The organism is Bacillus sp. Marseille-P3661 (assembly GCF_900240995.1).
Lineage (GTDB): Bacteria > Bacillota > Bacilli > Bacillales > Bacillaceae_J > OESV01.
The window spans coordinates 1198541-1224435 of the sequence record NZ_LT965953.1; the positions used below are offsets into that span (position 1 = coordinate 1198541).

Here is a 25895-nt window from a genome sequence, read left to right on the forward strand (position 1 = left end):
TCTTAGGGGGAGTTTTAGATGGAAAATACGAGTTCAAAGATTTTAGTAGTAGATGACGAGGAGAGAATCAGACGCCTATTGAAAATGTACCTAGAAAGAGAAGAGTATATTATTGAAGAAGCGGAGAATGGAGAACAGGCACTTGCAAAAGCGATCTCCGAGGATTATGATTTAATTCTGCTAGATCTTATGATGCCGGGATTGGATGGGATTGAAGTTTGTAGGCAACTACGAGAAAAAAAAGCTACGCCTATTATTATGTTGACTGCGAAAGGTGAAGAAACGAACCGTGTCCAAGGTTTTGAGGTAGGAACTGATGATTATATCGTGAAACCATTTAGTCCTCGCGAAGTAGTATTACGTGTGAAGGCTTTACTACGGAGATCCTCCCCAACTAAATTTTTACAAACAGAAACATCTACTAAGGATATTATCGTCTTCCCACACCTCTCTATCGATAATGATGCACATAGGGTAACGGCAGATGGTAAAGATGTTAGTTTAACGCCAAAAGAGTATGAATTATTATATTTCTTAGCAAAAGCTCCAGATAAAGTATTTGACCGTGAACAATTATTAAAGGAAGTCTGGCATTATGAGTTTTTCGGAGATCTGCGTACCGTTGATACGCATGTCAAACGATTAAGAGAGAAACTAAATAAAGTTTCTGTAAATGCTGCAAAAATGATTGTTACTGTTTGGGGTGTCGGCTATAAATTTGAGGTTGTTCCTGAATAATGCTGTGGTTTTTGAGAAGTGTAGTTGGTAAGTTATGGATTACTATTCTATTATTAGTATCTTTAGTTTTATTCATTTTGACGGTTCTTCTACTCGAGTTTTTTGAAACTTTGAATGTTAGTAATGCAGAACAACAACTCACACAGGCAGCTACGAAAATTTCAGCTATTATGGAAGAATATGAAGAGCGTGAATTAGCCTTTTCAATCGTTTCTGAAATAATTGATCCATCTACAAAGGTATTGATTATAGATGAACAAGGTGATTATTGGTTTTCATCTAACGATCAAAAGTTGGCTGATTTACCTATTGATTTTCTTCTTGAGGATGAAACTTTATCTCAGGTTATATCTGAGAGACGGACGGTTAGTAAAATGGGTTACCCACCTAATGTTATGGTACAGGATGATGAGATTTACAACGAAATCATCATCGTAGGTGTTCCGATGAGTAGAGCTATAGATAAAACCGGTGCAGTCTATATATACCAATCATTAGATGTGGTAAGTCAAACATCAAAACAAACGACAAAAATTATACTGCTAAGTGCAGGGATTGCTATCATTTTAACTACTATATTTGCATTTTTTCTTTCCACTAGAATCACAGCGCCATTAAGAACGATGCGCGAAGCAGCTTTTCAAATGGCGAAGGGAAAATTTAATTCGAAAGTTCCTATACTAACCCATGATGAAATTGGTGAGCTTGCACTTGCTTTTAATCGAATGGGAAGACAATTGGAATATCATATACTTGCACTAAATCAGGAAAAAGAACAGTTATCAAGTATTTTAAGCAGTATGGCTGATGGTGTGCTCACAATGAATAGGAATGGTGATATTCTTATTTCAAATCCTCCCGCTAAACGGATGCTTGAAGCGTTCTATTATGAACTAAATATGAAAATAGTAGAAAGTCAAACCTTGCCACATGAAATGAAGGGGATTTTAGAAAAAGTTATCTTAACCGAAAGAGAACAGGTTGTTGAAATTAGCGCCCAAGGGCGCAGTTGGGTGATTTTAATGACCCCATTATATGATCAACAAGCTGTAAGAGGGGCAGTAGCCGTGCTTCGTGATATGACAGAGGAAAGAAGACTTGATAAACTACGTGAAGATTTTATCGCCAATGTCTCTCATGAACTGCGAACACCGATTTCTATGTTGCAAGGATATAGTGAGGCGATTGTGGATGATATCGCAAGCAGTGAAGAAGAGAAACGAGAAATAGCACAGATCATATTAGATGAGTCCTTAAGAATGGGACGTTTAGTAAACGAACTTCTTGATTTAGCAAGAATGGAATCAGGGCATATTGAGCTTCAAATAGAAAATGTTTCAGTCCTTGAATATTTTGAAAGAATTATTCGCAAGTTTCAAGGTGTGGCTAAAGATGAAGGTGTTGATCTTATACTTGAGATCTCCAATAAAGAGGATATGGTTTCTATGGATGTAGACCGGATTGAACAGGTTTTGACGAATTTAATTGATAATGCAATTCGTCATTCTAATAAGAATGGATCCGTCTCTATAATTGTAGAATCATTAAATGATGGTGTGCAAATAACTGTCCAAGATACTGGTTCTGGTATTCCTGAAGAGGATTTACCTTTTGTATTTGAACGTTTTTATAAGGCAGATAAAGCTAGAACTAGAGGGCGGGCTGGTACTGGCCTAGGCTTAGCGATAGTAAAAAATATTATTGAAGCCCATCATGGACATATTGCTGTTCATAGCAAGTATAGTGAAGGTACAAGTTTTACATTCTTCATTCCTAGATCTTAAAACTATGAAAAGTAGCGAGAATTTTTTTGGAAACAACTTATTTATTTAGCTCATCTACAGGATGAGCTTTTTCTATTGTACTTTAGTTTATAATAGTTTTTTAGTTTTCACTTTTGTTATTACGTATTGTATAGTAAAATCTTTTATGCTGGGAATTATATGCAATTTTGGTTTTGTAACTTTTTTTTATTTAAAAACGACTAAAAATAGAACGGGAGGGGTAAAACCGTTATGCAAGATCTTTTTCGAAGGTTTTATGATCAGTATCATCATGACCTTTTTCAGTTTCTTTTTTATATGGTAAAAAGTAGAGAACAAGCAGAGGATCTCGTTCAAGAAGTATATATAAAGGTTCTTCAATCATACGATCGGTTCGAGGGAAGAAGTAGTGAAAAAACATGGTTATTTTCAATCGCAAGACATGTTGCTATAGATTGGTTTCGAAAACAAAAACGAACGGCACATGGACATGCAATTGATGAAGACACAGTTCAGCACATTCTAAAGGATCACTCACCATTACCAGAAGATGTCGCTATTCAAAATGAGCAAATTCATATCATGTATAAGTGTATAGAAAAATGTAGCGTTGACCAAAAATTAGTCCTAATCCTTCGTTATATACAATCCTTCTCGATAGCTGAAACGGCAGAAGTTTTAGGATGGACGGAAAGTAAGGTAAAGACGACACAGCATCGCGGTCTAAAAGTATTGAAATCGCTGATGGAGGAAATATATGCAAAGGAGGGTATTTTCCATGGGTAAATCTACATTTGATGAAAAACAGCTCGAAGAACTACTCAAAAATATGCCTAGGATCACTGATCGCCAAGATCCTGATGAATTATTTGCACGTATATCCTCACGCTTACAAGAAGAAGAATTGGCAGACGAAGTTAAATCTAAAAAAACCTTAACTAAAAGAAAGCCATGGATTCTTCCGGTGATAGCATCAATTGCTGCTATAATATTAATTGCGCTCGTTTCACCGTCTTTTCTTTACAATCAAGAAAGTTCGATGGAAAAGACAGGTATAGAACGTAATAATGATACCGCTTCTCAAAGTACAGTAGAACCTGATTTACCGCAAGAACAGTTTGGAATAATGTCAGCCGAAGAAAACATGGGTATGCTAAGAATGGCACCGCCTGAATCACGAGTTATAAATGTTGCTAATGATAATGAAGAGGTAATAACAATTGCATTACCAGACAAAAACGCGCAATTTGTAGTTCCGATTAGTTTTCAAATTCCTAAAGATGATACATCTAGACTGAGTAAGGTTGAAAACATTTATGAATATCTTCACGAAGACGAATGGGGGCTGTCTTCTTATATTCTTACTAATACTTCACTTGCAGAAGAAGAGGTATCGGGGGGAATTAAAAAAGTTATTCTTGATGTACCTGCAGATCATCCATATGGCAATGGCTCCGCTATGGAAAACATATTCTTAGCTACGATAAAGGAAACCTTTAGTCAACTTGACTATGATTTGGTGGAGTTACGGACAGCAGGTCAACCGGGCATTATGCTTGGTAACTATGGGGAAATAAAGGAATTACAGATCGATAATGAAGAAGAAAAGGATGCTTACTTTATTTATCAGCCATTTGAATCTAATTATATATATCTTGTTCCGCTAAAACAAACAGTAGATAATTTTAAGCAAGCGATTGAAACAATGAAAGTTCCAGTTGAAATCGATTCACAATTAAGACCAGCGATTTCAGATGATATCAATTTCGAGAATGTCGAAACGGATGATTCAACAAATACTGCAACAGTAGAATTTTCATCTGGTAGTCAGTTAAAAAATGATGTAAATGACATTTTGATGATTGAAGCAATATTAATGACAGCAAAAGAGTACGGATATACGAATGTAGAATTTAAAAATTCACCAGCAGATAGTATCGGACCGTATTTATTAACCGAGCCAATTCAAGTACCACTAGCTGTGAATCCGATGCCATACGTAAGATAAGTATGTAATCAATATAGTAAAAAAGCCTCTTATTAGTGTAATTACTATTAAAAGAGGCTTTTTTTCGTTATTTAATATCTGAGAAAAAAAGCGTATTATTTTTGTTTTTTTTAAGAAATATACGTTTAAGCAATCCTGTCATGATCTATTAGGTAAAGGGTTTCTAAATACCTGTATAAGCCTTATACGGAGCTTTTAAGGTGCTGACCATAGAAAGTGTTCTCGACTATACTAAATAATCACAAAAGGCTTATTCAACCGAATTACAAAGGATATATGATTTCTAAAGCCCCTTAAAAACGTACTATCTTGATAACTTTAATAAATGGACAGTGTTTGGCATTTTACTTTATTGTATAAAAAAAACCTCTCAAGCATTTTGAGAGGTTTATGTAATAGTATTATTCGAATTTATTTGCGTCACCATCAAATGGCTCATCAGCAACTTTGATTGAATCTGTTGGACAGCCTTCAAAAGCATCCATCATATCATCTTCTAATACGTCTGGAATTTCAACAATTCCTTTGTTGTCATCAAGTGTTACAAACGCAATACCTTCATCGTCGTAATCATAAATATCAGGTGCTGCTGCTCCACATGCACCACATGCGATACAAGTTTCTTTGTCAACAATAGTATATTTTGCCATGAAAATTACCTCCCGGAAATTTATAACCTTTTGGTTATATTTTAAAGAACTCATAAACATTGTAAATCGCTTTGTCTAACTTTTCAATAGAAAAATACAAAGTTAAACCCTTTTAATAGGTGTTACAATTATTTCATACCCTTAAATTTTAAAAATAAACATCAGGTTGTCAATTATTTTGATAAAATAAAATCAGACTGAAAGAAAGGAAACGAAAACATGAAACGTTTTCGGCAATATATTATACTTAAATGTATTTCACAAATACAGGGAGAAAGGTCAATCTTTGGGATTTACCACCTACTTCAAGGAAAGAGATCGTCTCAAACTATTCAAGACGCAAAGCTATTCAACATAAGTTATCTTTTTCAATCTATGCAATATTTATCAAAAGAAGATATTACCAGTGTAGCTGAACAACTTGTTGCTATGGGATTGATTATAGCTATTAATAAAGATACATATGTTTTGACAGAAACCGGTTACCAATATCTTGAAGAAAACCATGAACTTTTTTCGATACCTGACTATTTAAACGGTTGGAAATATAGCAGGGCATCTTTTCAGTTTTGGAAACGATATTCATTAACAATACAATCTCTCTCTTGCCTATTACATGAAAAGAAGTCATTTATACCGATTATTAATGATGAAGAAATTCAAGAGTGGGTGAAACGCTATTTAAAAAAGAGAGAGGACCGGATACAGCAATCAGTCATTCTTTACAATGAAACAGAGACCATTTTAAAAAGTCTCCCATCGATGGTTTCTACTATTTTTGTATTGCATTTAACAGGGGCACATAGAGTAGGATATACTTTTGATCAAATCAGCTCTCAGTATAGCATTGATGAGGATTATGCATGGATTCTATTTCAATCAGCAATTCATTATATCTTAGGTCGAATAGAAGAAACTCCTACTATGTTTCCTGAACTATACAAATTTACTGAGCAGGAAAAATCTTATACTGTGTTAACTCATTCATCACAAAAGACTTATCAACTATTGCTACAGGGTAAATCTTTATCGGACATTATGACAATTAGGCAATTGAAACTAAGCACCATTGAAGACCATTTGGTTGAGATTGCCTCTGAAATTGGAAATTTTAGTATTGACCAGTATGTCGATCCTAATTTGCAAGAAGAAATTATTAATAAAATACAGGAATTAAATACAAAGAGACTGAAACCAATAAAGGACGCGTTAAACCATCGGGCTAGTTATTTTCAAATTCGTTTAACTTTAGCAAGGGGGAATTTTTAATGAATCTACAACAAGTTCTACTTCAAAAATTCGGTTATTCCTCTTTTAGAGAAGGACAAGAAGAAATTATTCAGGATATCCTAGCTGGACACAATGTAGTAGCACTGTTACCAACCGGTGCTGGGAAATCAATTTGTTATCAGCTCCCGGGTATGGTAGTGGAAGGTTCGGTTATAATTGTTTCTCCTTTATTATCGTTAATGGAGGATCAAGTGCAGCAGCTTAAATCACTTGGTGAAAAGAGAGTTGTAGGTTTGAACAGTTTTTTGTCCTTTCAAAGAAGAGGCCAGGTGTTAAAAACTCTTGGTAAGTATCGTTACATCTATGTCTCACCGGAAATACTGCAATCACATGAGGTTATTTTAGCACTTCAAGCAATTAAGGTAAGTTTGTTTGTAATAGATGAAGCACATTGTATATCCCAGTGGGGACATGAATTTAGAACAGATTATTTAAAACTATATGAAGTTAAAAATAGGCTAGGGAATCCACCGTGCCTAGCATTAACAGCTACAGCGACGAGGGCGGTTTTGGATGACATTATTGCACAATTAAGGCTTGAGGAAGTTCAAGAACATATTTTTTCAATTGACCGTCCTAATATAGCTCTACATGTTGAACAAGTAGAAACTTTCGATCAGAAAATAAGCCAAACGATACATTATGTTAAAACCTTACAAGGGCCGGGTATTATTTATTTTTCAAGCCGTTTATGGGCGGAAAAAATGAGCCATTTGTTACAGGAACAAGGTATCCAACGGGTGGCATATTATCATGGGGGCTTAGAGAATGAGAATAGACTATTAATTCAACAGCAATTTATCGAAGGTCAACTAGATGTTATTTGTTGTACGAATGCGTTTGGAATGGGTATAAACAAAGCGAATGTTCGCTATGTAGTGCACTTCCATTATCCTTCACATCTGGAGTCCTATATTCAGGAAATAGGGAGAGCGGGTAGAGATGGGAACGCCAGTATAGCACTGCTGTTATATTGTACCGAAGATCATGAAATGGCTAGGAATCTCATTGATATAGATTTACCCAAGGAAAATGAAATAAATATTGTTTTCGATTTCTTAAAACAACTGGCTGACCAGCAAAAAACATATAATTGTAAATCTTTCGAACAAGACTTAATGCAATTGTTTGGAATTTCAGAAATAAAAAGTAGGTATATAAAATATCAGTTGGAAGAGAGAAAAGTAATTATTAACGACCAGATAAATAAAAACTGTAACTTCCAACACATTAAAAACAAATTAATTCATAATATCATGGACAGAATTCGCTCAAAGGAACAGGACTTACTAGCTTTCAGACACTGGATCGTAACCGAGAACTGTCGTAGAGCCTCTCTATTGGAATATTTTAATCAAAAGCTTAAAACAAAACAAACTCAATGCTGTGATAATTGCGGAATTCAAATTGAACTATACGGAATATCTCCGCATAAAGGTATGCAGCAAAAAAAGATTGAATTTAGCACTTGGGAAAAAGAGCTTAAATTAATCTTTAGAAAAAGTGAGGAAAGGTATCATGGTTAGGAAACAATCAGATCTTATTAAGAATATGAAAGATACCGAAGTACTTGTACACCTTTATTTAACCCAAGCAATAATTCTTGTTTTAGCAGGCATAATGGGATATTTTCTATTTGAAGATTTACATGCATTTCAACAAATATGGAAATGGGATATAAAAGAAATTCTCCTATATGGTGGAGGAAGTGCTATTATAGTAATTATAATAGACTATACATTAATGAAATTTGTTCCTAAAAATATGTATGATGATGGCGGTATTAATGAGAAAGTATTTCAACAGCGACCGGTTTGGAGTATATTTATTATTTCTTTAGTTGTAGCTTTCACTGAAGAAATTTTTTTCCGTGGTGTTATCCAAACTCATTTTGGATACATAACAGCAAGTATTATTTTTGCAATTTTACACATTCGTTATTTATATAAATGGTTGTTGTTTACTATTGTAGTGGGGCTCAGTTTTTTTATTGGGTGGATTTATATAGTAACAAATAATCTTTGGGTTACTATTTTTGCACACTTTTTGATTGATTTTGTATTTGCATTAATAATTAGAATTCAATATTTACGAGATGTTTCCATATCGAGGTGATCCCAATGTTATCAAAAAAAGGTTCAAGTGACCAAGCGGGTAAGTTAAGAAAGCAAATGAAGAAAGAACAAATAATAAAACAAGAAATAACGGAAGAAAAGACAAGTTCTCCTAAACTCCCACCACGCCGCGAGATTCATCGGAAAAAAAATGATAAAAAAACGAAGTTTAAAATTAGATTTCCAATCGTTCGCCTGCTCGCTTTTATTTTTTTATTAATAGTTGTATTGGTTCCAGGTTATCATTATTGGAAAGGTACAGTTCAGCCAACAAATCAAGTTAGTCAAGTTAAAAACGAAACTATTGACATCATTGAATTTAAGAACGAAGGTGAAAATCAACCACATAGAGTAGTGGATGAATTTATTTTAGAAAAGCCTAATGTGGAGGGTAATGCTGAGCCTAACACGATCGAAGATAATCCAATAAAACAAGAAACGCAAGTCGACACATCTTCTGTGAAAACTTTAGAAGGACCAGAAAGCAATGAAAATCAAAATATAGCTAATGTGGAACAGGTTATAAAAGATAAAAAGCCAAGTGAACCTCAGTATATCATTCATGTTGTACAACCTGATGAAACATTGTATCGAATTTCAATGAAATACTTTAAGAGCAGATCTGGTGAGCAAATCATAAAAAAAGTTAATAAGTTAAATTCAGATGGTACGGTATATTCAGGCCAACGTCTGAAAATTCCAACTAACTCAAAATAATGTAGAGCTTAAGGTTCAGCACCTTAAGCTCTTTTTGGTATAGACAGATTTTGTGTTCTATTGTTATGGACAAGTGAATATATATAGGTGTGATAATAGGACTGACTGTATAAGAAGGTGGCTATATGAAAGGTTATTATTTAGATTCTGTTGGGATGGTTATTATCGATGAATTAAAAGACCTTAGAAGAAAACTTGACAAACGTGAAAAGGACGTGTTGATATACAACTGGATTTATTTTTGTATTGCAGTTGGATTTCTTGGTTACTTAACCATCTATACTTTTATTCCTTATTGGAATCAATATAATTTGATGGTATCTAACTTAATTAATAACAGCTACCATTATTTTTTTATTGTTATTATTGTTACTATATATCAGCGTTTAAAATTTGTGAAAAAAGAAACAGACAAAGCTGAAAAAGAATATAATAACCTTCGGTGTGAAGTGATTCGAAGATTAGAAGAACTTTGGCCTAAAGAATATGGTTGGGAGCAACGACATCTTTTTATTAAAGAAATTAAAGAAAAATTCGATATTAATTTATATTATGAAAATTAAAGCAGCATAGCAAGCAGCTCGGACTGCTACTATGCTGTTAAAATGAACTTTAAAAGAATTTCTTTTTATCGCGTTCTTCCTTAAGTATTTCAACAGCTTCTCTAAATCGTTGTGAATGGATGACTTCCCGTTCGCGTAAGAAACGGAGTGAATCATTAATATCAGGGTCATCAGACATATTAATTAACCATTGATAAGTGGCGCGCGCTTTTTCTTCCGCAGCAATATCCTCATAAAGATCGGTTATCGGATCTCCCTTAGCTTGAATATACGTAGCAGTAAAAGGAACTCCAGCTGCATTATGATAGAATAAGGCGCTGTCATGATCCGCATAATGTGCTCCTAGTCCAGCTGCTTTCATTTGTTCTGGTGTCGCATCTTTTGTTAGTTTATAAACCATTGTTGCAATCATTTCAAGATGTGCAAATTCCTCAGTACCAATATCTGTTAATAATCCAATGACCTTATCTGGTATCGTGTAGCGTTGGTTCAAATAGCGTAACGCTGCCGCAAGTTCTCCATCTGCTCCACCGTACTGTTCAATTAAGTATTTTGCAAGCGTAGGATTACAAGTACTGACCTTAACGGGATATTGAAGTTTTTTCTCATAAATCCACATCTGTTGGCGCCTCCTTCATACTTTTTTACTAACGGATATAGAGCTAAGTTAAACCTGCCAAGGCCATGGTGAATCATTCCACGTCCATGGACAGTTTGTATAACTGTGTCCAAATTGGAGAAGTGGTCCAAATTGCATTTCAAATTGCTTAGCAATTTGTTTTCGTTGATGTGCGCATTGGTTGAATTGTTCAATTGCTTGAAGATCTTGGGGGTGCGTATCTAGATAAAGCGTTAATTCTACTAGGACAAAATCCACAGCTTGTAGTTCTTCTAACAAAGTATAGTATTGTTGTGGAAGTTGTTTATGCATCTTTGTTACCCTCCCTCATTTTTTGTTCATACGGATTAAAATAAGGATCGTAGAACGCAGGCCATAACGTTCCGGCAAAAAGTGCTTCTCTTGGTGAAAATTGCTGTAAACCAGGAGGTTGAAAGCCTATATATAGTTGAGGTGGTGTAGCATACTGTTTTACAGTTATAGGTCGACAAGGGTCAAAAGGACCAACATAAGGATACCAATTTTTCCGTAGAGTAAACATTTAAGTTCCTCCCTTTATTGATCTGCTTAACATGTCTTGTCTCATATAAGGATAATGCGATTGACATGTAAGGTCATTTAATTTTATGGATAGCCGGAGTTGTCTTATGACATTTTTTTATAGATGAATTTGTTTTATAAAAGTTAGCTAGACAAACATCTTTTGCCCACGAAATTCATACACCGATATAAGGAGGGGTGTAGATGTTGATTCTAAAATGGTTAATAAGCTTTGGTTGTGGATTAGCTAGTATAACAACCTTACAATCTCTAGATTATCAAAGTCTAGCTTACTTTTTTTCAAGTATAATTATTAATCCGATAGCATTTTTTATCGGAACATTTTGCTTTTTCATTTCAATTATTGGTTTTTCTTCTTTTATTAGAGGAATCATTAAACAAACATATGATTGGATTACAAAGAAAGAGAAACCAACATATAAACTAATTGTGAATTATAGTAGTCTCCTCTGTATTGCTTTCATGTATAGTAAATCCTTTTGGATTACAACAGAAATATTATTAATTTCATTATTATATGGTATGATTTCAGTTGAATTAAATCGTGTCGATAAATATTTGAAAAGTGGTGGGGATGGAGATTAATAAATATCTCACCAACTAAACAGAAAGGCAGAAGATTGGAGTTAATTCAATGACACTTGAAGACGAAAAATATAATATGAAGGCTGTTTCTAAATTGGTTGGAATTCAGCCAGGTACTTTAAGAGCGTGGGAACGGAGATATAATATCATAGCACCAAAAAGAAATGAAGCAGGACATCGGGTATATACCGACCAACACATTAAAATATTAAAATGGCTTACAAAAAAAATTGAGGAAGGATTTACGGTCGGTCAAGCGGTTACTATACTTGAAAATAACACAATTGAACAAATAAACAGTCAATTAATAAACCCTATAAATAAAGACCATCCGCTTAGTGCTTTACAGAGAGATTTATTAAATATGATGTTAGACTTTAATGAATTCGAAGCCAATCGGCTTTTAAATCAGGCTTTTTGTTTATATACGGTTGAAACCGTTTTGATTGATATTATATTTAAAACATTAAGAGATATTTGGGATCAACAAGCCAAAAGGGAAATCACAACAGCACATGGTAATTTTGTTTCGACAATATTAAGATCACGAATAGGTACTATAGGTCATGCATATACAAACGAAAAAGATGCACCTAAAATAATAACCGTATGTGGGCCTGGAGAAGAGGATGAAAATGGATTATTAATCCTTTCTGTTTTTTTAAAAAAGAAAGGTTATAATGTAATCAATTTAGGAGCCCATATTACTAGTGGTGATTTACATTTAGTTTTGGAGGAAGTTAATCCTAATTTTTTGTTTATCATCTGTATGAAGAATCACAACATTAAAGAAAGTTTAAGTTTTACTTCAACAATTCAAAAAGATAGAGTGGATGCGCCACTTAACGTAGCAGTTGTAAGTCATCTTTTTAATAACCATGATGAACAAACATATTATAATTACAGTTGTGAAAAAATTGGTTATTCTATAGATGAATGGGAAAATTGGTCTCAGAAATTCAATCGAGCGTTTAAACAATAGATGTATACTTACCTTTATATTTTTATTACTTATTACGAAAATACAGAAAAATTTGTAAGCCATAGTTAAGACAAAATGCTTGTCTATACCCTCTCATCCGTGTAATATAAAATGAAACTAATTGTAAGTATTCAAGAACCATCTTACAAGAAATCTCATATATTAATAATGAGATAATGGGAGTGGTCGGTAAGGGAGGGTAGTGGCTCATGAGGCTAGAACGATTAAATTACAATAAAATAAAGATCTTTCTCACTTTTGACGACTTAACTGAACGTGGCTTAACTAAGGAAGATTTATGGCATGATAGTCAAAAGGTTCATCAACTTTTTCGAGATATGATGAACGAAGCAAATGATGAACTTGGTTTTGAAGCGGATGGACCGATTGCAATTGAGGTTTACTCTCTACAAGCACAAGGGATGGTTATAATTGTTACAAAAGACTCGATTGCAGATGACAGTGATGATGAAGGTTTCTCGGATGAATATATTGAAATGCAAGTAACTGTCGATGAAAGTGATGATATATTTTATGAATTTGACAGTTTTGAAGATGTTATTTCATTGAGTACAAGATTATTTCCATTAGGAATTCACTCAGGACGTTTATTCTCCTATCAAGATCGATTTTATTTAGAGTTTCAAGAATTTGAGTTGAATGGGCATCAAATAGAAAATATTATTTCTATACTATCTGAATTCGGAACACCTGCAACTATAACAATCCATCGAGTCATTGAATATGGAAAAATGCTAATGAGTGAAAGTTCCATTGAGCAAATACATCATTTCTTTATAACGAAGAAAAAAATATAACTATATTCTAGAGGTAAATGTAGAGGGACTGTAGTTTCTCGTATTTACCTCTTTTTACATTCTGCTATGTTGATTGGAGCGGAAGGTATGAGACTCTAGCGGGATATACCGTGAGACCCCGCAGGTGCTGAGTGCCGAGGAGACTCACCGCCCGCGTCGCTGTAGACTGCGAGCATCCTGTAGCGAAAATCAACAACCAATAGTAGCACAGCCTATTTTAAATAGTTGTTACCATAAATTACATAAGAAAATGATTTATTTCATTGAATTCAAAACTCCTTTTGTACTATTCTAATAAAGGTAGGATTGAGAATGCTTGGATTTACTTAATCTTTGGCACAGAAGTTTTCGAATGCTATGATAAGTTACATACATATTGCTATAGATAGGCACTTCTCTAAAACGTAAGAATACGATAATAGTAAATTTATCATGCCCAAGGAGAGGAAAAACGTATATGAAAATTGCAGTATTATATGGGGGAACTTCGGCAGAGCGCGAAGTATCGTTGTCATCTGGAAAAGGGATTATTAATGCTCTGAAAAAAAAGGGTCATGAAGTTATAGGTATAGATTTCAACCCGAGTAGGATAAGTGAGCTTTTAACATTAGATGTTGATATCGTGTTCATAGGCTTACATGGTCGTTTTGGAGAAGACGGTCGCATTCAAGGACTATTAGATATGCTTAACATTCCATATGTTGGCTCAGGCGTATTAGGTTCAGCGCTCGCTATGGATAAAGCGAAATCAAAAAGAATTGTTGAAAAAGAAGGAATTAGAGTTGCAAGAGATCAAACACTATCTAAAAGAACATTTATACAAGAAGAATTCACTTTCGAATTGACATTCCCAGTTGTCGTTAAGCCGATGAGAGAAGGATCTACAATTGGATTAACAGTTGCCCACAATAGAGAAGAGCTAACAAAAGGTATTGAAGATGCATTTAAATTTGACGAAGATATATTAATTGAAGAATTTATTAGTGGAAAAGAGGTTACAGTAGCTGTAAAAGGTACAGTTGGTCAAGAAAAGGCATTACCAGTTATTGAAATTGTACCGAAGAATAAATATTATGATTATGAGTCTAAATACGCACCAGGAATGAGTGATCACATTATCCCTGCTCGAGTTAGTAGCGAAGTTACAGAGTACTTGCAAAATAATGCTGTTTTAGCTCATCAATCATTAGGTTGTAAAACGTATTCGAGAACAGACTTTATAGTTCCTTATGATGGCAGCACTCCAGTATTTTTAGAGGTTAATACGTTACCAGGGATGACGCCAACAAGTTTATTTCCAGATGCAGCTCGTGAAATTGGATTATCTTATGAAGATATGATCGAAGAATTAATTAATTTAACAATAAACGAATAATAAATCAGCATTTATACTAAAACTAGCTTTTGATGTGTTTTGGTTTTCCAAAAAAGGGAAATTTTATTAAAGTAAACGGATAAGATATAGTAAGATAAATTGGATGATAAGGCTAGGAGGAATAGTCATGGTAGCCGATAAAGCAACGAATGAAAATGAGGATAAATTAGATGTTCTAAAGTCAACCCAAATCGTAATAAAAAATGCTCTTGACAAACTTGGGTACCCAGAAGAAGTGTTTGAACTACTAAGAGAACCTTTACGGATGATGACAGTCCGAATACCTGTACGCATGGATGATGGATCCACAAAACTTTTTACTGGTTATCGGGCCCAGCATAACGACGCTGTGGGACCAACCAAAGGTGGGGTTCGTTTTCACCCGGCTGTAACTGAAAAAGAGGTAAAAGCACTTTCAATTTGGATGAGTTTGAAGTGTGGCATCGTCGATTTGCCATATGGTGGAGGAAAAGGTGGAATAATCTGTGATCCTCGAAATATGTCTTTTAGAGAGTTAGAAGCACTTAGCCGTGGCTATGTTCGGGCAATAAGCCAAATTGTTGGACCAACAAAAGATATTCCTGCACCCGATGTTTTTACTAATTCCCAAATAATGGCATGGATGATGGATGAATATAGCCGTATTGATGAGTTTAATAGTCCCGGATTTATTACGGGAAAACCGCTTGTTCTTGGTGGATCACATGGCCGCGAATCAGCAACAGCTAAAGGTGTAACAATTTGCATTCATGAAGCTTTAAAGAAAAAAGAAATAGATATCAAAGGGGCTAAGGTTGTAGTTCAAGGATTCGGTAATGCTGGAAGTTTTCTTTCCAAATTTATGCATGATGCTGGTGCAAAAGTAATCGGAATTTCTGATGCATATGGTGCATTATATGACCCGAATGGATTAGATATTGATTATTTATTAGATCGTCGTGATAGCTTTGGGACGGTGACAAATTTATTTAAAAATACAATAACAAACAAAGAATTGTTAGAGTTAGACTGTGACATATTAGTTCCGGCTGCAATCGAAAATCAAATAACTGAAGAAAACGCTAGAAATGTTAAGGCAAAAATAGTTGTAGAAGCCGCTAATGGTCCAACTACCTTGGAAGGTACGAAAATAATTACAGAGCGTGGTATATTACTAGTTCCAGATGTATTAGCGAGTGCTGGTGGCGTAACAGTTTCTTATTTTGAATGGGTGCAAAATAACCAAGGTTATTATTGGACCGAAGAAGAAGTTGAAGAAAAGTTACAAAAAGTAATGGTTAAGGCATTTAATAATGTATATAATACTGCTCAAACACGTAAGGTAGATATGCGCTTAGCTGCGTATATGGTAGGTGTCCGTAAAATGGCTGAAGCCTCGCGTTTTCGTGGCTGGATTTAAAAACATGTCCTCGTTAAAAGAACGAGGACTTTTTGTGCAATGGGATGCTCTATGAGTGTTGATTATTCAACACTCTTCTTTTCTTTATTGTGAGAAACGTCATTTTGAGTTGCAACTGAAAGCTGATAAAGTAATTGAATCCCAGATGGTGATGGGCTACCCAAAAGGAAACTGACCTATCTTTAGAATTTTCTATTTTCCATTAACTATCAAATAACCGTTATACTAAAGATATATAAATTAACAAGGAGGATAATAAATGGAGAAACGAGATGTAATTATTGTCGGCGGTGGTCCCTGCGGTTTATCAGCTGCAATTGCTCTTCAGGACAAGGGCTTTCAACCTCTTATTATAGAGAAAGGGAATGTTGTTAATGCTGTTTATAACTATCCTACACACCAAACTTTTTTTAGTTCTAGTGAAAAGTTAGAAATTGGAAATGTACCATTTATAATTGAACAGCGTAAGCCCTCTCGGAATCAAGCTTTAGCTTATTATCGGGAGGTCGTCAGACGAAAAAACTTGTCCCTAAATACATATGAAAAAGTAATTAAAATTAAAAAAATGAATGTAACACAATTCCTAGTCACAACAACTAAACAAACATATGAATGTGAACATATTGTAATTGCAACCGGTTATTATGATAATCCTAATTATATAGGCGTACCGGGAGAAAACTTGCCAAAGGTATTCCATTATTTTAAAGAAGCACATCCTTACTTCGATTGTAATGTTGTTATTGTTGGGGGGAAAAACTCCGCAGTAGATGCAGCACTTGAGTTACATAAAGCTGGGGCAAGTAGTATCACAGTCTTGTATAGGGGTGAAAATTACTCTGAAAAGATTAAGCCTTGGATCTTGCCTGAATTTGAGTCACTTGTACGTCATAGTAAAATTACGATGGAGTTCAAGGCAACTATTAAAGAAATAAAAGAAAATGAGGTCATCTATATAGACGATCATCATATTGAAAAAATTATACCAAATGATTTTGTTTTTGCTATGACCGGTTATAAGCCGGATCATGACTTCTTACAAACGATGGGAATTGGAGTCGATGAAATAACAGGCCGCCCATTATATGATCCACAGACAATGGAAACAAATGTTAAGAATGTATTCATTGCTGGAGTAATCGCTGCTGGAAACAATGCAAATGAAATTTTTATAGAAAATGGAAGATTTCATGGGGAGCTAATTGCAAATACAATTGCACAGAAAAATTAGATAAGTAAGCATTCTATATATATTTTAATTGTACATTAAAAAGAATGGTGATGACATGAAGAAAATTGCAATAATTACTACAGGTGGAACTATAGCAAGCAGGAAAAATGAAAAAGGGATGTATGTGTCTGGCGAGCTAACAGGTGAAGAAATTGTTTCTCTTTGCGGTTTGCCAGAAAACATCGAAGTTGAAATACATTCACTATTTCAATTAGCAAGTATGCATGTCACTTTTGAACATCTACTAATTCTTAGAAATAAAATAAATGACATATTTAATAATAAAGGTATCGACGGGGTCGTAGTGACTCATGGTACGGATACATTGGAAGAAACTGCTTATTTTTTAGATTTAACGCTATCAGATAATAGACCAGTGGTTATTACCGGCTCACAACGTTCTATTGACCAACTTGGAAGTGATGTATATATAAACATACGACATGCTATTTATGCAGCCTGTGATGAAAAATTAAAAGGATTTGGAACGGTTGTAGTTTTTAATGAAAGAATACTTTCTGCAAAGTACGTTAAGAAAGTACATGCTTCGAATTTACAGGGATTCAACTCATTTGGATTTGGATACCTAGGTATTATAGACGGGGAGAGAGTGTATATATATCAAAAACCGTTGGAACGTGATTTTTACAATGTAGTCAAACCTCTTCCAACAGTAGAAATCATCAAAGCTTATCTAAATGCAGATGGTAAATTCATTGATTGTTGTATTGGAACAGATGTAAAAGGGATTGTATTAGAAGGTGTTGGAAGAGGCCAGGTTGCACCGAAAATGATGGATTCAGTTAAAAATGCAATCCAAAAAGGTATAAAAATTGTTGTAACAACAAGTGCCGAGGAAGGTGAGGTTCATACTGTATATGATTATAAAGGTAGTACCTATGATCTAAAAGAGAACGGCGTAATACTTGGCAGAGATTATGATAGCAAAAAGGCTAGAATGAAACTTGCTGTGTTACTAGCATGTGAAATTGAAGATATAGAACAAGAGTTTTTATATTAGGTTTTATATCATATAAAACAGAAATAGCTATATAGAGCTGGGGAATTATTTCTAGGCTCTTTTTTATTCCTCTTTATTTCAATAGCGCCTAGTAAATTAGATGTATTTTCAATAGGTTCTTCACCTCATTACGATATAACTTCTTTCGCTTTTTTTTATAACATGTTACGATAATAATTGAAGAAAAATGTGCTTTTAGAAAGGATTAAATTTTAACTATGATAGCGATCTTATCAAGTGGTCTTGCACCTGGTGTCGCGCTTCTATGTTATTTTTACTTGCGTGATAAATATGAAACCGAGCCTATTAGTGTGGTATTTCGTACATTTATGTTCGGTGCATTATTAGTATTTCCGATTATGTTTATTCAATATGCTTTTACGGCAGAGGGATTATTAGTCCCAAATTGGAGTAATGCTTATATATTATCAGGGCTATTGGAAGAATTTGTTAAATGGTTTATATTATACAACACAGTTTACCAACATACTGTCTTTAATGAGCGTTATGATGGCATTGTTTATGGTGTCGCCATTTCTTTAGGATTTGCTACAATTGAAAATATTTTATATTTATTTGCAAATGGAATTGAATTTGCGTTAGGACGTGCCTTATTACCTGTATCGAGCCATGCTCTATTTGGTGTAGTTATGGGTTTTTATTTAGGTAAAGGAAAATTTACAACAACAAATCATAAAAAACTGTGGATAGTTCTTTCGTTGATTTTGCCAATTATTTTTCATGGAACATATGATTTTATATTGTTGTCAATTGAACGAAACTGGGTTTATTTAATTGTTCCTTTTATGATTTTCTTATGGATTAATGCCTTAAAGAAAGTCAAAGAAGCCAATAGATTAGATCAACCGAATATCATTTCGATAACTAAACACAATCATAATAAAATATCATCATAAAAAGTCACTGTTAAAAACAGTGACTCAGGCTGTCGAGAAACCCTCGACAGTCTATTTTTTTCACATTAACTTTAACAATTCACCGCGTTAATTTGGTATAATATAAGTAATATAGATAGGATGGTGATTAGTATGTTTAACACTAGAAAAAATACTCAAAACGAAGTTGAATTTGTATCTATTGAAGACCTTGTCCCTGAAGATCATCTATTAAGAAAAATCGATAAGTACATAGACTTTTCATTTATTCCAGAAAGAGTTCGACCGTACTATTGCGAAGATAATGGACGTCCTTCGTTGGATCCACTTATTTTATTTAAGATGATGTTTATTGGTTATATTTACGGTATCCGTTCAGAAAGACAACTTGAACGTGAAATACAAATGAACATTGCTTACCGCTGGTTTCTTGGTCTTAAATTAACTGATCCAGTGCCACACCACTCCACTATAAGTTGGAACCGTCGAATGCGTTTTAAAGATACTGACATTTTTCAAGAGATCTTTGATGAAAGTGTTATGCAAGCCATTAATCACAAAATGGTTGGTGGGAGAGTCTTGTTTACTGATTCAACTCATTTAAAGGCAAATGCAAATAAGCATAAATTCATAAAAGAAGAAGTTGAAGTGGAGACACGTGAATATGTAGAGGAATTAAATAAAGCCATTGAGGAAGATCGAGTAAAACATGGAAAAAAGCCTCTAAAGGAAAAAGAGGAGGTGAATGAAACGAAAGAAATCCGGAAGAGTACAACTGATCCGGATTGTGGATTTATGTCACGTGATAATAAGCAAGAAATGTTCTGTTATCTAGACCACCGTACAACCGATATTAAATACAATATTATAACAGATGCCTTTGTAACTCCCGGTAATGTCCATGATTCAGTTCCTTATCTCAAGCGATTAGATCGTCAAATCTCACGATTTGATTTTAACGTAGAAGCGGTGGCACTAGATTCTGGATACTTAACAAATCCAATATGTAAGGGATTATTTGATCGTGAGATCTTTGGTGTAATTGCCCACAGAAGATATCAACCGACAAGAGGACTTTTTCAAAAGTGGAAATTTACATATGATGCGGATACAGATGTATATGTCTGTCCCAATGGTGAACAATTAAATTATCGTACCACAACAAGGGAAGGATATCGTGAATATAAATCCGACTCTAAAAAATGTACAAATTGCCCTCTCCTACAACAATGTACACGGTCAAAAAATAAGCAAAAAGTGGTCACACGACATGTTTGGGAAGAACATAAAGAGAAGGTGAGACTTAACCGATTATCTTCAGGAGGAAAAATTCTTTATAAATATAGAAAAGAAACCGTAGAGCGAAGCTTTGCAGATTCAAAAGAACTGCATGGGCTTCGCTACTGCCGGTTACGAGGAATTAAAAATGCAAGTGAGCAAGTGCTACTTACAGCAGCTTGCCAGAATATGAAAAAGATTGCCAACCATCTAGCGAAACTTGGCTAGGTGGTTGGGAGTGATATTTTCTTATTCTATCTCATATTTATATTAAGTTAATTTTCATTAAACAAAAAAGAGTGTAGAGAAAAAATACCCCTTTCTCTACACTCTGAGTCACTGTTAAAAACAGTGACTTTTATGTTTTACATGGAAATTGAGAATTATTTATGAATAAAATAACATTTTCTACAGAAAATACTTTTAGTTACCATTCCTAGAAGGAGGTTAAAACAAAATGCACTTAAATTACGTGGTTCGCTATTTTGTAGTAATGGCCTTATTAATAACAGTAGCTGCCTCAAATTTCGAAACAAACGAAGTCAATGCATTTTCTCCCCAAGTTATTCAAAGAGGAGCGGTTGGTGAGGATGTCATTGAATTACAGGCCCGGCTACAGTACATAGGTTTCTATAAAGGTAAAATAGATGGTGTTTTTGGATGGGGAACTTATTGGGCCCTTCGAAATTTCCAAAGTGAATTTGGACTACCCATTGATGGATTAGCAGGAGAAACAACGAAAGCTAAACTAGTAAAAGCGACTAAATATGATAAAGCACATGTTCAAAAACAAGTAAATCAAGGACGTGATTTCACGTATTATGGTGGAGTTTCAAAAGAAAGTCAGGTAAAACAAACCAATAACAATCAAAAAAATAATCAGACACAAGGAACAGGTAAAGGTGCAGGTACAGCAAATACAGGTGGCGAAAAACCATCTCAACCAACAGCTGTGAATATGCCAAATGGATTTTCACAAAATGATATACAACTCATGGCAAATGCTGTATATGGGGAAGCGAGAGGAGAGCCATACGTTGGACAGGTTGCTGTAGCTTCCGTCATTTTAAACCGTGTCAATAGCCCAACATTCCCTAATACTGTTGCAGGGGTTATTTTTGAACCTTTAGCTTTTACAGCGGTAGCAGATGGTCAAATATGGCTAACTCCAAACGAAACGGCTAAGAAAGCAGTAATGGATGCTATCAACGGATGGGATCCAACAGGTGAGGCCTTGTATTATTTTAATCCAGCTACTGCCACATCTAGTTGGATATGGGGTAGGCCCCAAATTAAAAAAATTGGAAAGCATATTTTCTGTAAATAGAAAGGAGGGTTATACTTGCTTAGAACAATTTTGATCATTTTTTTTGCAGTTATCGTTATTGGAACGGGATATTGGGGATATCAAGAGCACCAGGAAAAAAATGCTATCTTGATACATGCAGAAAATAACTATCAACGAGCATTTCATGAATTAACCTATCAAATTGATTTACTTCAAGATAAGATTGGCTCAACTTTGGCAATGAATTCTAGAAGTCAGATTTCACCTGCATTAGCTGAAGTCTGGAGAATAACGTCAGAGGCCCATTCAGATGTAGGTCAGCTGCCGCTTACATTATTGCCATTTAATAAAACGGAGGAGTTCTTATCAAACATCGGTGATTTCTCTTATGAAACAGCGATACGTGATCTTGAAAAAGAACCATTAACGGATGAAGAATATAAAACCTTACAGCAGTTGTACTCGAATGCATCTGAGATTCAACAAGAATTAAGAAAGGTGCAGCATCAAGTGCTTGAAAACAATCTTAGATGGATGGATGTAGAAATGGCACTTGCATCATCAGAACAAACTGCTGATAACACAATCATTGATGGTCTTAAAACAGTTGAGAAAAATGTTGAGGAGTACTCAGAGTCAAGTTTTGGACCAGAATTCACTCAGATGTCAACAAATGGAAAAAAGGGTAACTTTAAGTACTTAGAAGGAAAAGAGATAACTGAGCAAGAGGCGATAAGTGTAGCTAGAAAATTTCTAGATATTGATGAGAAGGTTAATGTAGATGTAACAGAGAGCGGAGAAGGCTCGGATTATGGCTTTTATAGTCTAGCTATCGATACGCCTAAACAGGAATCTGAAATCTACATGGATGTAACCAAAAAGGGCGGCTATCCAATTTGGGTATTGAACCATCGTGAAATAAAAGAGCAAAAAATTAGTCTGAATGATGCAACAGAAAAAGCTAAAACCTATTTGAAGGATCATAACTTTGAAGGGTTAGAGCTTATCGAAAGTGCCCAGTATGACTCTGTTGGTGTGTTTACATTTGTATCTAAGCAAAATGACATCCGTATATATCCGGAAGCAATAAGGATGAAGGTTTCTTTAGATGAAGGGAATGTCATTGGTTTTTCAGCTTTAGATTACTTAATGGCACATCATGAACGCACGATTGCTAAACCGGCAATCACAATCGAAGAGGCTAAGAAAAAAGTAAATCCACAAGTAAAAGTTATGGAAGATAGATTAGCAATAATTAATGGCAAGCATGAAGAGGAAGTACTTTGTTATGAAATTGTTGGAACCATAAATGATAATACGTATCGTATTTATATTAATGCTGAAGACGGATCAGAAGAAAAGATCGAAAAATTAAATAATGCAGAACCGTTATATGAAGAAATTTAATTAAGCACAATCCAAAACCCAATTAAACAAAAAAAGGAAAAGTTACATATGCTTTTCCTTTTTTTTGTTAATCTAGAATTAGCGCTCAGATCCTCGGGGTCAAAGACGTACAGACAGTTATGTGCTAGTATCAACGTTGGGACAGGATATGGCTGTTTTAGCCGATGCTTGCCTGTCTGGGAAGAGCCAGGATCCCTTTGCCCACAAGACAATATCGGCAGCACATAGGGAAATGTGGATGCTTGCGCCTTTTGTTTGTTCCGTGAGATAATAATAGATGAGAAGTAGTGGAGACGGGAGGGCCAACATGCTGAATATTGGGGATACGATTTTTATAGAGTTAAAATATTCAGATGCAAAAGAACGATATAAATGTAAAGTTGTTGAGAAAAAGGGAAATTATATATATATTGATTATCCGATTAATGAAACAACGGGTAAGACAGCTTTTTTCCTAGATGGTACTGAATTAAGGATTTCCTTCTACGGTAAGGATAGTGCTGTTTATACTTTTGATACAGAGATACTAGGAAGAGTGAAGGCAAATATTCCGATGATTATCATCAGCTACCCAGGACAGGATAAACTTGTCCGGATCCAAAGGCGGGAATATGTTCGAATTGATGCAACTACAGATATAGCCATTCATCCTGTAAATGGAGAATTCAAACCCTTCGTAACGGTTACGGTTGATATAAGCGCTGGAGGAGCGGCGATTATTCTTCCTCCTAATCATAATATAAAACCACAGTTTGATGTAATGTGCTATTTAGTGTTGCCGCTTTCAAGCGGTGAATATTATTACATAAAGACTAGTGCCAAAGTAATTCGTATCATTAATGGTACTGATGGGAGTAGGGATAAAGCACCGATTCAATTTGTAAATCTTAAGGAATCCGTTAAACAACAAATTATTCGCTTTTGTTTTGATCGACAATTAAGTGAGCGAAAAAAAGGAATTTAACTATGTGCATAATCTATTGATAACTTGGAATACTAATCAAAAAAAATTGGTTGGTGTTTCCCTTGAAAACATTAGAAAGATATATTTATAAATTTGTTATTTTACACTTTATGTTGTTACTGATCGGCCAATGGTTATTATCCTATGAATCATTAACTCCTTATTTAAGTAAACTAACTTATTATGAAGGCGTAATGAAAGATCAATTTTCAGAAATTGTTGAAACAATGAACCGATAGTGATAAATAAATGATATCATGGTATTACAAAGAAAAAGCAGGAATTCCTGCTTTTTCTTCTGTGTAAAAAACCGATGAAATTTAAGAGGTGATTTGAATTGAAGAAAATATCTGTTGCAATTGATGGTCCCGCTGCAGCTGGAAAGAGTACAGTTGCGAAAAAAGTAGCAGAAAAAATGTCATACATATATATAGATACTGGTGCAATGTATAGGGCAATCACGTATAAAGCCCTTACCGAAAACATAGATATAAATGATGAAACAACCCTGGTAAACATGGTTTTACATACACATATTGAGTTGAAGTCTGTTGATGAAGGTCAACGCGTTTATATCGATGGAATTGATGTGACTGAGAACATTCGTTCAAACGAAGTGACAAACAAAGTATCGATTATTGCTAGATATCAAGGTATCCGTGAGCATATGGTTAAAAAACAACAGGAAATGGCTGTAGGTGGCGGAATAGTTATGGATGGTAGAGACATTGGAACGCATGTACTACCTAGTGCGGAATTAAAAATATTTATGGTTGCTTCGGTAGAGGAACGAGCAAAAAGAAGATATGAAGAAAACATTCAAAAAGGATTTCAGGCAAATTTGGAGAAATTAAAAGAGGAAATCGCTTTACGTGATAAGCTGGATTCAGAAAGAACAGTAGCTCCTTTAAGGAAGGCCGAGGATGCAATAGAAATTAATACTACCAAAATGTCAATTGAGGAAGTAGTTGAGAAAATTATTCAGTTAATTCAAGAAAGGGTTTAAAAGATGAATCTTTATCCACTGGGGAAATTATTATGTAGTATTTATTATAAGTCGATGTACAAGGTCGTTGTAATTGGTGAAGAAAATGTCCCGAAAGAGGGAGGGGTTTTGCTATGTAGTAATCATATCTCAAATAATGATCCGCCATTCGTTGGAGTTACTTGTCCACGTGATATTAGTTTTATGGCAAAGGAAGAATTATTTCAGAAGCCTATTATTAAATCGATTATGTATGGAATTAAGGCATTTCCTGTAAAGAGGGGGATGAGTGATAGAGGCGCATTAAAAATGGGACTATCTTTATTAAAAGAAGGTAGAGTCTTAGGTCTATTTCCCGAAGGTACCAGAAGTAAAACAGGTGAAATTGGCGAAGGACTAGCGGGAGCAGGTTTCTTTGCGCTTCGCTCCGATGCTCTAATTGTTCCATGTGTAATTATTGGACCTTATAAAAAATTTAATCCTATAAAAATTATTTATGGTAAACCGATAGATTTTACAAAATACCGTGAGAGTAAAGTTTCTGCTCAAGAAGCTACAGATATAATTATGAACAGCATACGTGAATTGAAGGAAAAAAACTAGTAAACTAAAAGCAATTTACTTGACAAAATCAAGGGTTTGT

The 25895-nt window shown here is 34.6% G+C and carries 28 protein-coding genes; 24 read left to right on the forward strand and 4 right to left on the reverse strand.

The genetic code is table 11. The features are described from left to right. Positions 1 to 18 precede the first annotated feature (18 nt). From C1724_RS05615 to C1724_RS05630, 4 genes are all read left to right on the forward strand, one after another. On the forward strand, positions 19 to 738 hold the full coding sequence (locus tag C1724_RS05615; RefSeq protein WP_102345730.1) for a response regulator: 720 nt from the start codon (positions 19 to 21) through the stop codon (positions 736 to 738). 2 nt (positions 739 to 740) lie between these two features. Next, complete coding sequence (locus tag C1724_RS05620; protein ID WP_374703441.1) at positions 741 to 2522, forward strand: ATP-binding protein; 1782 nt, start codon at positions 741 to 743, stop codon at positions 2520 to 2522. A 231-nt stretch (positions 2523 to 2753) separates the two neighbouring features. Continuing rightward, positions 2754 to 3287, forward strand: coding sequence for an RNA polymerase sigma factor SigX (sigX, locus tag C1724_RS05625; RefSeq protein WP_102345732.1), 534 nt, complete (start codon positions 2754 to 2756; stop codon positions 3285 to 3287). Further along, positions 3280 to 4509, forward strand: a complete 1230-nt coding sequence (locus tag C1724_RS05630; protein ID WP_102345733.1) for a GerMN domain-containing protein — start codon at positions 3280 to 3282, stop codon at positions 4507 to 4509. The genes sigX and C1724_RS05630 overlap by 8 nt, the downstream gene beginning before the upstream one ends. Before the next feature lie 401 nt (positions 4510 to 4910). Here the strand turns inward: C1724_RS05630 and C1724_RS05635 are convergent, their stop codons facing one another. Continuing rightward, the gene (locus C1724_RS05635; RefSeq protein ID WP_102345734.1) at positions 4911 to 5159 is read right to left on the reverse strand and encodes a ferredoxin; all 249 of its coding nucleotides are present in this window, start codon (positions 5157 to 5159) and stop codon (positions 4911 to 4913) included. Between the two features lie 219 nt (positions 5160 to 5378). Here C1724_RS05635 and C1724_RS05640 point away from each other — a divergent pair, with 219 nt between their 5' ends. The 5 genes from C1724_RS05640 to C1724_RS05660 all read left to right on the forward strand — a co-directional run bounded on the left by C1724_RS05640 (position 5379) and on the right by C1724_RS05660 (position 9843). Further along, positions 5379 to 6428: a helix-turn-helix domain-containing protein gene (locus C1724_RS05640; protein ID WP_102345735.1), complete on the forward strand. Its 1050-nt coding sequence runs from the start codon at positions 5379 to 5381 to the stop codon at positions 6426 to 6428. Continuing rightward, positions 6428 to 7975: a RecQ family ATP-dependent DNA helicase gene (locus C1724_RS05645; protein WP_102345736.1), complete on the forward strand. Its 1548-nt coding sequence runs from the start codon at positions 6428 to 6430 to the stop codon at positions 7973 to 7975. Before C1724_RS05640 ends, C1724_RS05645 begins: the two co-directional genes overlap by 1 nt. Then, positions 7968 to 8564: a CPBP family intramembrane glutamic endopeptidase gene (locus C1724_RS05650; RefSeq protein ID WP_102345737.1), complete on the forward strand. Its 597-nt coding sequence runs from the start codon at positions 7968 to 7970 to the stop codon at positions 8562 to 8564. The genes C1724_RS05645 and C1724_RS05650 overlap by 8 nt, the downstream gene beginning before the upstream one ends. A 5-nt stretch (positions 8565 to 8569) precedes the next feature. After that, positions 8570 to 9280, forward strand: coding sequence for a LysM peptidoglycan-binding domain-containing protein (locus C1724_RS05655; protein WP_102345738.1), 711 nt, complete (start codon positions 8570 to 8572; stop codon positions 9278 to 9280). Positions 9281 to 9405: 125 nt separating this feature from the next. Beyond that, positions 9406 to 9843 (forward strand): DUF2663 family protein, encoded by a 438-nt coding sequence (locus C1724_RS05660; protein ID WP_102345739.1) that lies wholly within the window; start codon positions 9406 to 9408, stop codon positions 9841 to 9843. A gap of 49 nt (positions 9844 to 9892) precedes the next feature. Here the strand turns inward: C1724_RS05660 and cotJC are convergent, their stop codons facing one another. The 3 genes from cotJC to C1724_RS05675 are packed head-to-tail and all read right to left on the reverse strand — an operon-like array spanning position 9893 to position 11003. After that, a complete protein-coding gene (gene cotJC / locus C1724_RS05665; protein WP_102345740.1) occupies positions 9893 to 10462 on the reverse strand; it encodes a spore coat protein CotJC in 570 nt (189 codons plus the stop codon). Between the two features lie 48 nt (positions 10463 to 10510). Next, positions 10511 to 10774: a spore coat protein CotJB gene (locus C1724_RS05670; protein ID WP_102345741.1), complete on the reverse strand. Its 264-nt coding sequence runs from the start codon at positions 10772 to 10774 to the stop codon at positions 10511 to 10513. Beyond that, positions 10767 to 11003: a spore coat associated protein CotJA gene (locus C1724_RS05675; protein WP_102345742.1), complete on the reverse strand. Its 237-nt coding sequence runs from the start codon at positions 11001 to 11003 to the stop codon at positions 10767 to 10769. Before C1724_RS05675 ends, C1724_RS05670 begins: the two co-directional genes overlap by 8 nt. 203 nt (positions 11004 to 11206) lie before the next feature. Between C1724_RS05675 and C1724_RS05680 the strand changes: the two genes are divergently transcribed. From C1724_RS05680 to C1724_RS05745, 15 genes are all read left to right on the forward strand, one after another. Further along, positions 11207 to 11608, forward strand: a complete 402-nt coding sequence (locus tag C1724_RS05680; protein ID WP_102345743.1) for a hypothetical protein — start codon at positions 11207 to 11209, stop codon at positions 11606 to 11608. A gap of 49 nt (positions 11609 to 11657) precedes the next feature. Beyond that, entirely contained in the window at positions 11658 to 12590 is a 933-nt protein-coding gene (locus tag C1724_RS05685) for a MerR family transcriptional regulator (RefSeq protein WP_102345744.1), read from the forward strand. A 209-nt stretch (positions 12591 to 12799) separates the two neighbouring features. Continuing rightward, the gene (locus C1724_RS05690) at positions 12800 to 13408 is read left to right on the forward strand and encodes a genetic competence negative regulator (protein WP_102345745.1); all 609 of its coding nucleotides are present in this window, start codon (positions 12800 to 12802) and stop codon (positions 13406 to 13408) included. 457 nt (positions 13409 to 13865) lie between these two features. Then, on the forward strand, positions 13866 to 14783 hold the full coding sequence (locus tag C1724_RS05695) for a D-alanine--D-alanine ligase family protein (RefSeq protein WP_102345746.1): 918 nt from the start codon (positions 13866 to 13868) through the stop codon (positions 14781 to 14783). Positions 14784 to 14910: 127 nt separating this feature from the next. Next, complete coding sequence (locus C1724_RS05700) at positions 14911 to 16182, forward strand: Glu/Leu/Phe/Val family dehydrogenase (protein WP_102345747.1); 1272 nt, start codon at positions 14911 to 14913, stop codon at positions 16180 to 16182. Between the two features lie 259 nt (positions 16183 to 16441). Next, the gene (locus C1724_RS05705; RefSeq protein ID WP_102345748.1) at positions 16442 to 17413 is read left to right on the forward strand and encodes a YpdA family putative bacillithiol disulfide reductase; all 972 of its coding nucleotides are present in this window, start codon (positions 16442 to 16444) and stop codon (positions 17411 to 17413) included. A gap of 55 nt (positions 17414 to 17468) precedes the next feature. After that, entirely contained in the window at positions 17469 to 18434 is a 966-nt protein-coding gene (locus tag C1724_RS05710; protein WP_102345749.1) for an asparaginase, read from the forward strand. A 218-nt stretch (positions 18435 to 18652) separates the two neighbouring features. Then, positions 18653 to 19351 carry a glutamic-type intramembrane protease PrsW gene (gene prsW / locus C1724_RS05715; protein ID WP_102345750.1) on the forward strand — a complete coding sequence of 233 codons (699 nt, stop codon included), beginning with the start codon at positions 18653 to 18655 and terminating at the stop codon, positions 19349 to 19351. A 132-nt stretch (positions 19352 to 19483) separates the two neighbouring features. After that, positions 19484 to 20836, forward strand: a complete 1353-nt coding sequence (locus C1724_RS05720) for an IS1182 family transposase (protein ID WP_180994127.1) — start codon at positions 19484 to 19486, stop codon at positions 20834 to 20836. 265 nt (positions 20837 to 21101) lie between these two features. Beyond that, positions 21102 to 21935 (forward strand): spore cortex-lytic enzyme, encoded by an 834-nt coding sequence (gene sleB, locus C1724_RS05725; protein WP_374703442.1) that lies wholly within the window; start codon positions 21102 to 21104, stop codon positions 21933 to 21935. A gap of 15 nt (positions 21936 to 21950) precedes the next feature. Then, a complete protein-coding gene (gene ypeB / locus C1724_RS05730; RefSeq protein WP_102345752.1) occupies positions 21951 to 23303 on the forward strand; it encodes a germination protein YpeB in 1353 nt (450 codons plus the stop codon). Positions 23304 to 23610: 307 nt separating this feature from the next. Beyond that, complete coding sequence (locus tag C1724_RS05735; RefSeq protein WP_102345753.1) at positions 23611 to 24267, forward strand: flagellar brake protein; 657 nt, start codon at positions 23611 to 23613, stop codon at positions 24265 to 24267. 53 nt (positions 24268 to 24320) lie between these two features. After that, positions 24321 to 24506: a YpfB family protein gene (locus C1724_RS25450; RefSeq protein ID WP_258000282.1), complete on the forward strand. Its 186-nt coding sequence runs from the start codon at positions 24321 to 24323 to the stop codon at positions 24504 to 24506. Between the two features lie 98 nt (positions 24507 to 24604). Continuing rightward, complete coding sequence (cmk, locus tag C1724_RS05740; protein ID WP_102345754.1) at positions 24605 to 25273, forward strand: (d)CMP kinase; 669 nt, start codon at positions 24605 to 24607, stop codon at positions 25271 to 25273. Positions 25274 to 25276: 3 nt separating this feature from the next. After that, complete coding sequence (locus C1724_RS05745; RefSeq protein ID WP_102345755.1) at positions 25277 to 25855, forward strand: lysophospholipid acyltransferase family protein; 579 nt, start codon at positions 25277 to 25279, stop codon at positions 25853 to 25855. Positions 25856 to 25895 lie beyond the last annotated feature (40 nt).